General features: G+C 60.6%; 15 protein-coding genes and 1 tRNA gene. 13 read left to right on the forward strand and 3 right to left on the reverse strand.

Features of this window, described 5'->3' with window-relative positions; translation table 11 throughout:
- Nucleotides 1-802 precede the first annotated feature (802 nt).
- Complete coding sequence (locus HU739_RS05350; protein WP_186551349.1) at nucleotides 803-2,791, forward strand: peptidase U32 family protein; 1,989 nt, start codon at nucleotides 803-805, stop codon at nucleotides 2,789-2,791.
- Nucleotides 2,792-2,904: 113 nt separating this feature from the next.
- Here HU739_RS05350 and HU739_RS05355 read toward each other — a convergent pair.
- Nucleotides 2,905-2,979: transfer RNA gene (locus tag HU739_RS05355), tRNA-Gln, on the reverse strand.
- 317 nt (nucleotides 2,980-3,296) lie between these two features.
- Here HU739_RS05355 and HU739_RS05360 point away from each other — a divergent pair.
- The gene (locus tag HU739_RS05360) at nucleotides 3,297-4,325 is read left to right on the forward strand and encodes an alpha/beta fold hydrolase (RefSeq protein ID WP_186551348.1); all 1,029 of its coding nucleotides are present in this window, start codon (nucleotides 3,297-3,299) and stop codon (nucleotides 4,323-4,325) included.
- 33 nt (nucleotides 4,326-4,358) lie between these two features.
- Here HU739_RS05360 and HU739_RS05365 read toward each other — a convergent pair whose 3' ends face one another.
- Complete coding sequence (locus HU739_RS05365; RefSeq protein WP_186551347.1) at nucleotides 4,359-5,384, reverse strand: GlxA family transcriptional regulator; 1,026 nt, start codon at nucleotides 5,382-5,384, stop codon at nucleotides 4,359-4,361.
- Between the two features lie 48 nt (nucleotides 5,385-5,432).
- On the reverse strand, nucleotides 5,433-6,362 hold the full coding sequence (locus HU739_RS05370; RefSeq protein WP_186551346.1) for a LysR family transcriptional regulator: 930 nt from the start codon (nucleotides 6,360-6,362) through the stop codon (nucleotides 5,433-5,435).
- Between the two features lie 111 nt (nucleotides 6,363-6,473).
- Between HU739_RS05370 and HU739_RS05375 the strand changes: the two genes are divergently transcribed.
- The 11 genes from HU739_RS05375 (at nucleotide 6,474) to HU739_RS05425 (ending at nucleotide 13,870) form a co-directional block, all read left to right on the forward strand.
- Nucleotides 6,474-6,872: a RidA family protein gene (locus HU739_RS05375; RefSeq protein ID WP_186551345.1), complete on the forward strand. Its 399-nt coding sequence runs from the start codon at nucleotides 6,474-6,476 to the stop codon at nucleotides 6,870-6,872.
- A 157-nt stretch (nucleotides 6,873-7,029) separates the two neighbouring features.
- Nucleotides 7,030-7,893 (forward strand): putative selenate ABC transporter substrate-binding protein, encoded by an 864-nt coding sequence (locus tag HU739_RS05380; RefSeq protein ID WP_186551344.1) that lies wholly within the window; start codon nucleotides 7,030-7,032, stop codon nucleotides 7,891-7,893.
- Nucleotides 7,890-8,687 carry a phosphonate ABC transporter ATP-binding protein gene (locus HU739_RS05385; protein WP_186551343.1) on the forward strand — a complete coding sequence of 266 codons (798 nt, stop codon included), beginning with the start codon at nucleotides 7,890-7,892 and terminating at the stop codon, nucleotides 8,685-8,687. Before HU739_RS05380 ends, HU739_RS05385 begins: the two co-directional genes overlap by 4 nt.
- Nucleotides 8,681-9,508 carry a PhnE/PtxC family ABC transporter permease gene (locus tag HU739_RS05390; RefSeq protein ID WP_186551342.1) on the forward strand — a complete coding sequence of 276 codons (828 nt, stop codon included), beginning with the start codon at nucleotides 8,681-8,683 and terminating at the stop codon, nucleotides 9,506-9,508. The genes HU739_RS05385 and HU739_RS05390 overlap by 7 nt, the downstream gene beginning before the upstream one ends.
- On the forward strand, nucleotides 9,505-10,272 hold the full coding sequence (phnE, locus tag HU739_RS05395) for a phosphonate ABC transporter, permease protein PhnE (protein WP_186551341.1): 768 nt from the start codon (nucleotides 9,505-9,507) through the stop codon (nucleotides 10,270-10,272). Before HU739_RS05390 ends, phnE begins: the two co-directional genes overlap by 4 nt.
- Before the next feature lie 178 nt (nucleotides 10,273-10,450).
- A complete protein-coding gene (locus HU739_RS05400) occupies nucleotides 10,451-12,130 on the forward strand; it encodes an MFS transporter (RefSeq protein WP_186551340.1) in 1,680 nt (559 codons plus the stop codon).
- A gap of 110 nt (nucleotides 12,131-12,240) precedes the next feature.
- The gene (locus HU739_RS05405) at nucleotides 12,241-12,459 is read left to right on the forward strand and encodes a hypothetical protein (protein ID WP_186551339.1); all 219 of its coding nucleotides are present in this window, start codon (nucleotides 12,241-12,243) and stop codon (nucleotides 12,457-12,459) included.
- Between the two features lie 231 nt (nucleotides 12,460-12,690).
- Nucleotides 12,691-12,885, forward strand: coding sequence for a type II toxin-antitoxin system RelB family antitoxin (gene relB / locus HU739_RS05410; protein ID WP_186551338.1), 195 nt, complete (start codon nucleotides 12,691-12,693; stop codon nucleotides 12,883-12,885).
- On the forward strand, nucleotides 12,848-13,159 hold the full coding sequence (locus tag HU739_RS05415; RefSeq protein WP_202884245.1) for a type II toxin-antitoxin system RelE/ParE family toxin: 312 nt from the start codon (nucleotides 12,848-12,850) through the stop codon (nucleotides 13,157-13,159). Before relB (HU739_RS05410) ends, HU739_RS05415 begins: the two co-directional genes overlap by 38 nt.
- Nucleotides 13,160-13,416: 257 nt before the next feature.
- A complete protein-coding gene (gene relB, locus HU739_RS05420) occupies nucleotides 13,417-13,611 on the forward strand; it encodes a type II toxin-antitoxin system RelB family antitoxin (protein WP_186551337.1) in 195 nt (64 codons plus the stop codon).
- Nucleotides 13,544-13,870 (forward strand): type II toxin-antitoxin system RelE/ParE family toxin, encoded by a 327-nt coding sequence (locus HU739_RS05425; RefSeq protein ID WP_186551336.1) that lies wholly within the window; start codon nucleotides 13,544-13,546, stop codon nucleotides 13,868-13,870. Before relB (HU739_RS05420) ends, HU739_RS05425 begins: the two co-directional genes overlap by 68 nt.
- Nucleotides 13,871-13,919 lie beyond the last annotated feature (49 nt).

Below are 13,919 nucleotides of genomic sequence, written 5' to 3' on the forward strand. Positions count from 1 at the left end.
CCCCGAAAAACTGTGGGACCGGGCTTGCTCGCGAAAGCGCCGGGTCAGGCAACCGATGCGCCGCCTGACATGACCCCTTCGCGAGCAAGCCCGCTCCCACAGGGACTGTCGCCATCCGCAAGACTGCCTGGCACCCCGAAAAAAACTGTGGGAGCGGGCTTGCTCGCGAAAGCGCCGGGTCAGTCAACCGATGCGCCGCCTGATATGACCCCTTCGCGAGCAGGCTCGCTCCCACAGGGACTGAGGACATCCACGAAACTGCCTGACACCCCGAAAAAAACTGTGGGAGCGGGCTTGCTCGCGAAAGCGCCGGGTCAGTCAACCGATGCGCCGCCTGACATGGCCCCTTCGCGAGCAAGCTCGCTCCCACAGGGACTGTCGCCAGCCACGAAACTGCCTGACACCCCGAAAAACTGTGGGAGCGAGCCTGCTCGCGAATGCGCCGGGTCAGTCAACCGATCCGTCGCCTGATATGACCCCTTCGCGAGCAAGCCCGCTCCCACAGGGACCGGGGCCGTTCCTGAAATCTGCCGACACTATGAAAAACTATGGGAGCGGGTCATCCACGAAACTGGCTGACACCCTGAAAAAACTGTGGGAGCGGGCTTGCCCGCGAAAGCGCCGGGTCAGGCAGCACATCTGCCACTGACAGATGGCATTCGTCCGAGCGACGCGGGCCCTTGGCCCATGCCGACCGATGCCAACTGAGCATGGCTTTCGCCATCGGGCAGCGCATGCGTGCCCGCCGTGCATTTCGCGAGTAGAATGCGCGCCTGACCGTGACTGCCTGACTAAAAAAACTATGTCCTTGCCCAAGCATCATCTGGAATTGCTCAGCCCTGCCCGCGACGTGGCCATCGCCCGTGAGGCGATCCTGCATGGCGCCGACGCCGTGTACATCGGCGGCCCGAGCTTCGGCGCGCGCCACAACGCCTGCAACGAAGTCGGTGAAATTGCCGATCTGGTGGAGTTCGCCCGCCGCTACCATGCGCGGATTTTCACCACCATCAACACCATCCTGCACGACAACGAACTGGAGCCGGCGCGCAAGCTGATCCATCAGTTGTACGACGCCGGCGTCGATGCGCTGATCGTCCAGGACCTGGGCGTGATGGAGCTGGACATTCCGCCCATCGAACTGCACGCCTCGACCCAGACCGACATCCGCACGCTCGAGCGAGCGAAGTTCCTTGATCAGGCCGGCTTTTCGCAACTGGTACTGGCCCGCGAGCTGAACCTGCAGGAAATCCGTGCCATCGCCGATGAAACCGACGCGGCCATCGAATTCTTCATTCATGGTGCGTTGTGCGTGGCTTTCTCCGGTCAGTGCAACATTTCCCACGCGCAGACCGGGCGCAGTGCCAACCGTGGCGACTGCTCCCAGGCGTGCCGCTTGCCGTACACCCTCAAAGACGAAAAAGGTGGCGTGATCGCCTACGAAAAGCACCTGCTGTCGATGAAGGACAACAACCAGAGCGCGAACATTCGTGCGCTGGTTGAAGCCGGCGTGCGTTCGTTCAAGATTGAGGGTCGCTACAAGGACATGGGCTATGTGAAGAACATCACTGCCTATTACCGCCAGCGCCTCGACGATGTGCTCGAAGATCGCCCGGACCTGGCCCGCGCCTCCAGCGGCCGCACCGTGCATTTCTTCATGCCCGACCCGGAAAAAACCTTCCACCGCGGCAGCACCGATTACTTCGTCACTGATCGCAAGATCGACATCGGCGCTTTCGACTCGCCAACCTTTACCGGCCTGCCGGTCGGTACGGTGGAAAAAGTCGGCAAGCGTGACATGCAGGTCGTGACCCACGAACCGCTGTCCAACGGTGACGGCCTGAACGTGCTGGTCAAACGCGAAGTGGTCGGTTTTCGCGCCAACATCGCTGAGGCCAAAGGCGAGTTCGAAGAAGACGGCGAGAAGCGCTACCGCTATCGCGTCGAGCCGAATGAAATGCCCGAAGGCCTGTTCAAGCTACGGCCGAACCACCCGTTAAATCGCAACCTCGATCACAACTGGCAACAGGCGCTGCAAAAGACCTCGTCGGAACGTCGCGTGGCCCTGAGCTGGGTTGCCCGTCTGCGTGAAGATAAGCTGGAAGTGACCGCAACCAGCGAGGAAGGCATCAGCGCCAGCGTCAGCCTCAACGGACCGTTCGGCGTCGCCAACAAACCGGAACAGGCGCTGGAGCAACTGCGCGACCTGCTCGGCCAGCTCGGTACCACCCAGTACCACGCCACCGACGTCAAACTCGATACGCCGCAAGCGTTCTTCATCCCCAACTCGCAGCTCAAGGCCCTGCGCCGCGAAGTGATCGAAGCGCTGACGGCTGCGCGTGTTGCCGCCCACCCGCGAGGCAGCCGCAAAGCCGAAACCAGCCCGCCGCCGGTGTACCCGGATTCGCACCTGACCTTCCTCGCCAACGTCTACAACCAGAAGGCGCGCGACTTCTATCACCGCCACGGCGTCAAGCTGATCGACGCGGCCTATGAAGCGCACGAAGAACCGGGCGAAGTGCCGGTGATGATCACCAAGCACTGCCTGCGTTTCTCCTTCAACCTGTGCCCGAAACAGGCCAAAGGCGTGACCGGCGTGCGTACCAAGGTCGCCCCGATGCAATTGATCCACGGCGACGAAGTGCTGACGTTGAAATTCGACTGCAAGCCGTGCGAGATGCACATCATCGGCAAGATGAAAGGCCATATCCTCAATCTGCCGCAACCGGGCAGCGTGGTCGGCCACATCAGCCCCGAAGACTTGATGAAAACCATCCCGCGCGCACCGCACTGAGTGACGGGCGTGCGCGGTGCTTCGGCATCGCGCACGCCTGCCCCGCTCTGCCTGAGCGAATCGCAGGCATAAAAAAACGCCAACTTCTTGCGAAGTTGGCGTTTTTTAATAGATGGCAGGGGCGGCTGGATTCGAACCAACGCATGGCAGGATCAAAACCTGCTGCCTTACCGCTTGGCGACGCCCCTGTAGCTCTGTCCAGCGACTCCGAGAAGATCGCTGTGAGAACGGGGCGCAATTTATCAACATTCATTTCGTTTGGGAAGCCCGCAATGAAATATTTTTTGTTTTAAAACAGCGACTTATTATTTTTGCCGAAAACCGGGCAGCGGCCATGCCCTCTTCGCCTCGTGTATCACACTGTGTACGCGCCCCTCTACCGTACAACGCGTTGCAAAATGGCCGTCCCTCGACACATGGCAGATACGTCTGCGCGCTCCAATGCAGCCAAGGTTTCAAGGGTCTCGTCCAGCCCCCTGACCCAACAATGGCAGGAGACGTCATCATGAAAAAGGCTCAACCCTTGCGTAAAACCGCTGTCGGTTTATCGATGCTGGCCTTGTCGCTGTTCGGCTCAATCAGCGCCGTCCAGGCGCAAACCGTCGAACCGGCGACCGTCAGCTACACCACCCCCTCGCCGTTCGGCCCGCTGAAACACGTGAAGGCCGGCGTGCTTGAGGTGGCGTACGCCGAAACCGGCCCCGCCGATGGCCCGGTGGTCATCCTGCTGCACGGATGGCCGTACGATATTCACAGCTACGACGACGTCGCGCCGTTACTCGCAGCCAAGGGGTATCGGGTGTTGATGCCGTATGCGCGCGGTTATGGCGATACGCACTTTCTCTCCAAAGACACCCTGCGCAACAGTCAACCGGCCGCGCTGGCCAGCGACGTCATCGACTTCATGGATGCGCTGAAGATCAAGCAAGCGGTGCTCGGCGGTTATGACTGGGGCGCCCGTTCGGCCGACATCGTCGCGGCGCTCTGGCCGGAACGGGTGAAGGCGCTGGTGGCGGTCAGCGGTTATCTGATCGGCAATCAGGCTGCCGGGCAGAACCCGTTGCCGCCCGCAGCGGAACTGCAATGGTGGTATCAGTTCTACTTCGCCACCGACCGGGGCCGCGCCGGCTACGAGAATAACACCCATGACTTCGCCAAATTGATCTGGCAACTCGCTTCGCCACAGTGGAAGTTCGATGACGCGACCTTCGACCGCAGCGCCAAGGCCTTGCAGAACCCCGATCACGTCGACATCACCGTGTTCAACTATCGCTGGCGGCTCGGTCTGGTTCAGGGCGAGGCGAAATACGCAGCGCTGGAACAGAAACTCGCCACCGCGCCGTCAATCAGCGTGCCGACCATCACCCTTGAAGGCGACGCCAACGGTGCGCCGCACCCCAGGCCCGAGGACTATGCCAAGCGTTTTACCGGCAAATATCAGTTCCGGTTGATCGAGGGTGGGGTTGGGCATAATTTGCCTCAAGAGGCTCCGAAAGCGTTCGCCCGGGCTGTGGTGGATGCCGATCACCTCTGAAGAAAAACCCCTCGAGGGCAAAAACGGCGGGGTCTATTTGACCAGCCGTTTTTCTTTCGATGGGCGATAACCGAAGTATGAGCTGTAGCATTTGCTGAAATGGCTCGGCGAGACGAATCCGCAGGCCACCAGCACTTCCACCTGTGACAGTTCAGTGTGTTGCAGCAGGCGCCGCGCTTCGGTGATACGCAGCTCCAGGTAATAGCGCTGCGGCGTGGTGCCCAGTTGTTCCTTGAACAGGCGCTCCAACTGACGCCGCGAGCGCCCGGCGTAGACCGCCAGTTGTTCCAGTTCCAGCGGCTCTTCGAGGTTGGCATCCATCAGCTTGATCACTTCACGCAACGGCGCGCTGACGCAGATGTTTTCGTCCGGTTTGATCCGCCGGTAGCGCGACTCCTCGAAGGCCAGAATGTCTTCAATGCCCTCGACCAACGCTTTGCCATGCAAGCCCTTGATCCAGTCGAGCGCCATGTGGAACGCCCCGGACGGGCTGGAGGCGGTGAGGCGGTCGCGATCAATGACGTAGGGTTCGCTGCTGACGTGGGTGCTCTTGGCGATCTCGGTGAGCGCCGGGCGATGTTCCGGGTGGATTGCGCAGCGATAGCCGTCGAGCAGACCGGCGCGGCCGAGAAACCACGAACCGTTCCACAAACCGGCGAGGCTCACGCCCCGCTCCGCCGCCGCTTTGAGCAGTCCGATGAACTCGTCACTGGCGCGCAGTTCGGTGCGATAACCTCCACATACAACTAAAAGGTCCAGCGCTTGCAGCGCCGCTGGATTCAGCCGTGCATCAGGGCGGATGACCAGACCCAGGTCACTGATCACCTCGCCATCGCCCAACCCGAAAGTGCGCGACGAGAAAAGCCCCGGACGCAACAGGTTGGTGGTGACCACCGTGTCCAGTGCCTGGGTGAAGGCCGGTAGCGAAAAATGTTCGAGGAGCAAAAAACCGGTGCGGGTCACACCGCTGCTGGCGGTGTCCTGCTCATTCAGATAGCGGAGGTTCTTGCCCTTCATGCCTCCGCTGAATTGACGTCGTTCGATCAAGGTCGGGTCCATCGGTGATTATTATGGGGCGATAGTTGGCCTGATCTGCGCCGGAGTCAATCATGCCAGTGACTGGCGCGTCACAACCGGCACTCGCAGCGCCATCAACTCCACCACCCAATCAATAAACACCCGCAACTTGAGGCTGACATGCCGGTTCGGCGGGTAGGCGATGTAAAGGGGCATCGGTTCAAGCTGCCAGTCTTCGAACAGCGGCACCAATTCTCCGTTTGCCACAGGCGCGTCAGACATGTACGTGGGCAACCACAGCACGCCCAACCCGGCGAGGCCCGCCGCGAGGTAGGCGTTGCCGTCGTCGACCGCGAGCACGTGGCGGCCTTTGATTTGCAACTGCTCAGCACCGTTGTGCAAGGCATAAGGCACGGGTTTGCCCGTGCGCGCCCAAAGAAAAGCGACGACGCGGTGATGGGAGTCTTCCAGTTCCAGCGGATGCGCCGGCGTGCCCTCGCGAGCCAGATACACTGGCGCGGCAAACACGCCCAATGGCAGATCAGCGACCTTGCGCGCCATCAGCGATTGATCGAGCAGTTCGCCACCGCGCACCACGCAATCGACGTTCTCATCGATGATGTCGACAATGCGGTCGCTGACGCCCATGTCGATCTGGATATCCGGGTAGCGCGCATGAAACGCTGGCAAGGCCGGCACCAGAATCAGCCGCGCGAACGGGCTCGGCACGTCGATGCGCAAGCGCCCGCGTGGCCGTGCGGCGGCGCCGGGCAGGCTGGTTTCGGCGTCGTCCAGATCGGCCAGCAGCTTGATCACCCGCTCGTAATACGCCGCACCATCGGCGGTGACGTTGACTTTGCGCGTGGTGCGATTAAGCAACCGCACCCGCAAGCGCGCCTCCAGTTGCTGCACCAGTTGGGTGACAGTGGTCTTGCTCATGTGCAAGGTCTCGGCGGCTTTGGTGAAACTGCCCGCCTCGACCACCCGGGCAAAGGCCTGCATCGCATCGAACCGGTCCATTGGCGCCTCGATTGTTTGGCAATTACAAACAGTGAACGCCAAGCTTGCGCGTTTATCGCCCGCCTGCAAATACCTACAGTCGGCCCATCAACCCAATGATGGAGTCATCCAATGAACAAGCGCGACGTTGTATTCCCACCTGCCCGCCATGCTCTTTACGAGCGTCACCGCTATTCGCCGGCGATTCGTTCCAACGGCTTTCTGTTTGTCTCGGGACAAGTCGGCAGCCGGGAGGACGGTTCACCCGAGGCAGATCTGCGTGATCAGGTGCGCACGGCTTTTAATAACCTCAATGCAATTCTCGCTGAGGCTGGTTGCAGCTTCGATGATGCAGTGGATGTCACGGTGTTCATGGTCGATCCGCATTCGACGTTCGAAACGATCTGGAGTGTGGTGCCGGAGTTTTGGGGCGAAGCACCGTTCCCGACTGTCACCGCTGTCGGCGTGACCTGGCTGGCGGGTTTCGATTTTGAAATCAAGGTGATTGCGAAACTGCCCGAAGCGGCCTGACCGGTACAGCACATAAACAGACACAACGCGCCGGCACGGAGGCTGGCCAATCTCCTCGCGAATGCGTATAACCTCGCCGTTTCGTCTACCCTGACGTGGCGCGCCGTTAACTACCGGTGGCCCTTCGAATGTTGACGCTTACGAAACGGAGAATTCCATGCTCAAACGAACCCTGGCCCTGACCGCCGGCCTGGCCCTGTCTCTTTCTGCATTGATGACGCAAGCCGCCGAGGTCTTGCGTGTCAGCGCGATTCCCGATGAAGCCCCGACCGAGCTGCTGCGCAAATTCGAGCCACTGGGGGCTTATCTGGAACAGCAACTGGGCATGAAAGTGCAGTTCGTGCCGGTGGCCGACTATCCGGCCGTGGTCGAAGCGCTCGCCACTGATCGCCTCGACATGGCCTGGCTCGGGGGATTCACCTTTGTCCAGGCGCGTTTGAAAACCGACGCGACCACCCCGGTAATCCCGTTGGTGCAGCGCGAACAGGATGCGCAGTTCACCAGCAAGTTCATCACCGCCGACCCGAACGTGAAAAGCCTCGCTGATCTGAAGGGCAAGACCTTCGCTTTCGGTTCCGTCTCTTCCACGTCCGGCAGCCTGATGCCGCGTTACTTCATGCTCAAGAATGACGGCATCAAGCCGGAAGCCTATTTCAGTCGCGTCGCCTACTCCGGCGCGCATGACGCCACCGTTGCCTGGGTACAGGCCGGCAAGGTCGATGCCGGTGTGTTGAACGCCAGCGTCTGGCAGAAGCTGGTCGATGCCGGCAAGGTCGACACCAACAAGGTCAAGGTCTTCGCCACCACGCCAACCTACTTCGATTACAACTGGACCGTGCGCGGCACCCTTGATCCGAAGCTGGCGGCGAAAATCAAGAAAGCCTTCCTCGACCTCGACCCGGCCAATCCTGAGCAGAAGAAGATTCTTGATCTGCAGGCGGCCAGTCGCTTCATCGACACCAAGCCTGAAAACTACAAGGGCATCGAGGAAGCCGCCCGCGCCGCCGAACTGCTGAAATGACCCTACGCCTTCACCAGGGCAGCCTGCGCCACGCCAACGGCGTCGAAGCCCTTCGCGGTGTCGACGTGCAGATTGGCGTCGGCGAACAGGTCGCGATCATCGGCCCGTCCGGTGCCGGCAAGTCGAGTTTGCTCAACCTGCTGGCAACCGCGCTGAAGCCCAGCAGCGGCGAGATCGAGGTACTTGGCGAACGTGCCTGGCACGTGTCGTCCCCACAACGCCAGCGCCTGCGGGCGCGCATCGGTCTGGTGCATCAGGCGCCGCCGATTCCGCCGCGTCAACGGGTCATCACCGCGGTGCTGGCCGGCAAGCTCGGTCAGTGGAGTCTGGGCAAAAGTCTGTTGAATCTGCTGCATCCGCTGGATGTGGCCGGTGCGCGCGCCGCACTGGCGCAACTGGATCTGGGCGAAAAATTGTTCGCCCATTGCCAGCAATTGTCCGGTGGGCAATTGCAGCGCGTCGGTATTGCCCGGGTGTTGTATCAGGCGCCGGAAATTCTGCTGGCCGACGAGCCGGTCTCGGCGATGGACCCGGTGCTGGCCGGGCATACGCTGTCGATCCTGGCGCGCCATGCCCGCGAGCATAACGTGACGCTGGTGGCGAGCCTGCACGCGGTGGAACTGGCGCTGGCGCACTTCCCACGGGTCATCGGTTTGCGCGACGGCCAAGTTCTTTTCGACTGCCCTTCTGATGAAGTCAGCCGAGACAAGCTCGATGCGCTGTACGCCAACGAACAACTGCAATCGCCAACCGCTGCGGTGGCGCCGTTGATTGTGCAGATCCCGCGATGCTGAAAACGGACACACGCGACCCTGCGGCGTGGCCGCGATTACTGCTCACCGTCCTGGCGATTGCCCTGCTGTGGCCGGGCATCCTCCTCAGTGAACTTGATCTGGGTGTGCTGTTTCAAGCCGACAGCCAAAGCGAGATGGGCCGTTTCGTCTCGGCGTTCTGGCCACCTGCGCACGATGAAGCGTTCCTGCAATTGCTGCTCAAAGCCACCCTGCAAACCTTGGCGATTGCCACGGCGGGCATGGCGCTGGCCTTGTTGCTGGCAGTGCCGGCAAGCCTGATCGCCAGCCGCGCGTTGTCACTTTCTGCCGCCTCACGCGGCGGCGTGCCGAGCCTGCCCGGGCGCTTGCTGCGCTGGCCGGTGCGCGGCTTGCTGATTTTTCTGCGCAGCGTGCCGGAAATCGTCTGGGCGCTGTTATTCGTGCGAGCGGTTGGCCTCGGCCCGGCAGCGGGTGTGTTGGCCATCGCCATCACTTACAGCGGCATGCTCGGCAAGGTCTACGCGGAGATTTTCGAATCCACCGACCAGCGCCCGGCGCACGCCTTGCTGCAGGCCGGCAGCGGTCGGCTGGCGGCGTTCGCCTACGGCACGCTGCCCAATGTTGCCGCAGAGCTGCTGTCGTACACGGTCTATCGCTGGGAATGTGCAATCCGCGCGTCGGTGGTGATGGGCTTTGTCGGGGCCGGCGGTCTGGGCCAGCAAATCGATTTATCGATCCGCATGTTCGCCGGCGGTGAAGTCGCCAGCATGTTGCTGACGTTTTTGCTGCTGGTACTGTGCGCCGATCAGCTCAGCCGTCTGTTGCGCTGGAGACTGACATGAGGCGCCTGATCAACGTGCTGCTGGTCCTCGGCATTGCCGTCGCCGTGGTCGCCTCCTTCGCTTATCTGGAGCTGGATCTCGGCGAGCTGGGCAGCGCCAACAGCCTCAAGCAGATGGGTGCTTATGTGCAGCGTTTTCTCAGCCCCGACTTAAGCGCTGGTTACCTGAAAGCCATCGCTCACGGTTCGCTGGAAACCCTGGCCATGTCCGCCCTTGGCACCCTGCTCGCGGCGCTGTTTGGTATCGTTCTGGCGCTGCCCGCCGCCGGGCGTTTCGGCTGGCCGCTGCAAAGCGCGGCGCGCTTGCTGCTCAACGGCTTGCGGGCGATTCCGGAGCTGGTCTGGGCGGCGCTGATGGTGCTCGCCGCCGGGCTGGGACCGAACGCCGGCACCCTCGCCCTCGCCCTGCACACCACCGGCGTGCTCGGTCGACTGTTCGCCGAAGCGCTGGAAAACACCCCGCCGCAACCGGCCGAAGCGATCCGTTTGCAGGGCGGCAATCCGATTCTCGCGTTCTGCTACGGCACGCTGCCCAACCTCGCCCCGCAACTGCTCGCCTACTGCCTGTATCGCTGGGAAAACAACATCCGCATGGCCAGCGTGCTGGGTTTTGTCGGCGCTGGCGGCCTGGGCCAGATGCTCTATGTCAGCCTGAGCCTGTTTCAGGAAGCGCAGGCCAGTACGGTGATTCTGGCGATGCTGTTGCTGGTGTTTCTGGTCGACTGGTTGAGTGCCTGGAGCCGCCAGCGTTGGGTGAAAGCGTAGGCCGAGTGGATATCTGGCAAAAGCTGATTATGCTTGAGGAAACCTTGCAGCCCTGCGAGGCGGTCAGACTGTGCAAGCTTCACGCGACAGCAATGGCGGCAGATGCCAACGGGCCAGAGTGCGACAGGCAGTAACGGGGGACTCCGGCCTACAACAATAAGCACGACGGAGAACACCCATGGCCACAATCGACACAGCATCCACCGGCACGCCACCGCGCAGCGGCGGCATCACCAAGGAGGAACGCAAAGTCATTTTTGCGTCCTCGCTGGGCACGGTTTTCGAGTGGTACGACTTTTACCTGTACGGCTCGCTGGCGGCGATCATCGCCAAGCACTTCTTCGCCGGCGTCAACGAAACCACCGCGTTCATTTTCGCCCTGCTGGCCTTTGCTGCCGGCTTCGCGGTACGGCCGTTCGGTGCCATCGTGTTCGGCCGCCTGGGCGACATGATCGGACGCAAGCACACCTTTCTGATCACGATCGTCATCATGGGCGTGTCCACCGCCATCGTCGGTCTGCTCCCCGGTTACGCGACCATTGGCGTGGCGGCACCGGTCATTCTGATTACCCTGCGTCTGCTCCAAGGCCTGGCCCTGGGTGGCGAATACGGCGGCGCCGCGACCTACGTGGCCGAACATGCGCCGCGTAACAGGCGCGGTTTCTTTACCTCGTGGATTCAAACCACTGCCACCCTTGGTCTGTTCATGTCGCTGCTGGTGATCCTCGCCTGCCGCACGGCGCTGGGCACCGAAGCGTTCGAAGCCTGGGGCTGGCGGATTCCGTTTCTGCTGTCGATCATTCTGCTGGCCGTGTCGGTGTACATCCGTCTGCAGCTGAGCGAGTCGCCGGTGTTCCAGAAAATGAAGGACGAAGGCAAGGCCTCGAAGGCGCCGCTGACCGAATCCTTCGCCCGTTGGGACAACCTCAAAGTGGTGATCATGTCGCTGCTGGGCGGCACCGCCGGGCAAGCGGTGGTCTGGTACACCGGACAGTTTTACGCGCTGTTCTTCCTGTTGCAGACGCTGAAGATCGACCCACAGACCGCCAACCTGCTCATCGCCGGTTCGTTGCTGATCGGCACGCCGTTCTTCGTGATTTTCGGCAGCCTGTCTGATCGCATCGGACGCAAGCCGATCATCATGGTCGGCTGCCTGCTGGCGGCACTGACGTACTTCCCGATCTTTACTGCGCTGACCCAGTACGGCAACCCTGACGTGTTCGTCGCGCAAGAGAAAAACCCGGTCAAGGTCATCGCCAACCCGGACCAGTGCTCGTTCCAGTTCGACCCGGTCGGCAAGGCGCGATTCACCAGTTCCTGCGACGTCGCCAAGACCCTGCTGGCGAAGCGGGCGATTCCTTACGAGAACGTCGCGGCCGAGCCGGGGACTGTGGCGCAGGTGCGCATCGGTGACAAAGTCATCGAGAGTTTCGAAGGCAGCGCATTGCCGGCTGCCGACTTCAAGGCCCGCAACGACGCCTTCACCGCCAGCCTGGGCAGCGCGCTGAAAGAAGCCGGCTATCCGGAAAAAGCCGATCCGGCAAAAGCCAACTACCCGATGCTGCTGCTTCTGCTGACGATCCTGGTGATCTACGTGACCATGGTTTATGGGCCGATTGCCGCGTGGCTGGTCGAGTTGTTCCCGACACGTATCCGCTACACCTCGATGTCGCTGCCCTACCACATCGGTAACGGCTGGTTCGGCGGCTTCCTGCCGACCGTCGCGTTCGCCATGGTCGCGGCCACCGGTGATATCTATTACGGGCTGTGGTACCCGATCGTGATCGCTGTGGCGACCGCGATCCTCGGCACGTTCTTTCTGCCGGAAACCAAAGATCGCGACATTCTCAAAGACTGAAAAAGTCGCCGTTGTGCCCTCTCCTGCGGGAGAGGGCTTTTGCGCTGAAAAATTTCGAACGTCTGCCGCCGCGCTGTCTCCAATATTTACACCCACAGGAGGCCAGCGACATGAATCCCAATGACGACAAAACCCCCAACGCCCCACCCACCGATGCCAGCGGCAAACCGGTGAACGTGGTCGAGCGCGATCTTGAGGACCGCGACGGCAGCACCGAGGGCGTGGACAAGACCATTACGCCTTCTTCCAACCGGGTCAAAGAGCAGGAAGCGGAAGAGTTGCAACGCAAGGTCGACGAGATCGAGCGCAAGGTGGCGGACGGCAATTGAAGGCGGCGTAGCTGTGGCCGTTGCTTTGAGCGGCGGCTGTCAGCTCGATGACCAAAAGCTCATTTCCTACAGAATCGAACTACACCCCTGATCGACTTCACGCCCATCACAGGCGAAGCGTCTGACAGATATGAATGGTCTGTTCAGGGATGATGTGTTCCTCGTCCTGCCAGTGACGACAACGAGCCCACATCCCCCTTAGACTGCTGCACATTGATCATGGAGGTCATTATGAGCGCTGAACTTTCACTTATCGTTTCAGACTTCGAAACCGAAGAAGAGGCTGCGGATTACGACCTTTGGTTTCGTGCTGAGGTACAGGAAGCACTTGATGATCCGCACCCGGGCATTCCCCATGCCGAAGCCATGGTGATGCTCGACCAGATGAATGAAGAAAACCGCAGGAAGCGCCGCGCTGCAGGTTAAATGGAGCTACAAGGCAATTCGTCAACTGGCTGACATCATTGATTACATCGACCAGCACAACTCCATTGCTTCGGTTTCCTTTCAGCGCAAAGCCGTTGCCGCAGCGCAGAAACTTTCTCCCATACCCCGTGGCTACCGATCCGGTCGGGTGCCTGGCACTCGCGAAATGGTGGTTCATCCGAACTATCTCCTGGTTTATCGGGTGAATGGGCAGATCGACATACTCAGGGTGCTTCACGCTCGACAAAAATATCCTCGAACCCCTTCAACCTGAAAAGGCGGCCAACCGGCCGCCCCATGACGACTTGGGTTGGCGCTGAGTCATGCGTTGGAGGCTTATATCAGCCCAATGAAAACTGATAATTTCCTACAGAATCGAACTACACCCCTGATCGACTTCACGCCCTTCACAAGCGAAGCGTCTGACAGATATGAATGGTCTGTTCAGGGATGATGTGTTCCTCGTCCTGCCAGTGACGACAACGAGCCCACATCCCCTTAGACTGCTGCACATTGATCATGGAGGTCATTATGAGCGCTGAACTTTCACTTATCGTTTCAAACTTCGAAACCGAAGAAGAGGCTGCGAGCTACGACCTTTGGTATCGCGCCAAGGTACAAGCCGCACTTGATGATCCACGGCCGCCTGTTCCCCACGATGAGGCAATGGTGCTGGTCGATCAGATGCTCGAAGAGAGACGCAAGAATCGACGCGCTGCCGGTTAACTGGAGTAAACCGGCTCTTGGAGATCTGGCTGACATCATCGAATACGTTGAACAAAGCAACACTGTCGCTTCATTTGCACTGCAGCAAAAGCTCAGCGCCGCAGCGCAAAGGCTTTCGTGGGCACCGCATGGTTTTCGCTCCGGTCGAATACCGGGCACTCGCGAAATGGTCATTAACTCGAATTATTTACTGGTCTATCGGGTGACAGACCACATCAATATTCTGACCGTGTTGCACGCCCGAAAAAAATATCCATAAACACTCTAAAAAAAAGGCGGCCAACCGGCCGCCCAAACGTACTGCACGA

Source organism: Pseudomonas hamedanensis (assembly GCF_014268595.2).
GTDB classification, from domain to species: domain Bacteria; phylum Pseudomonadota; class Gammaproteobacteria; order Pseudomonadales; family Pseudomonadaceae; genus Aquipseudomonas; species Aquipseudomonas hamedanensis.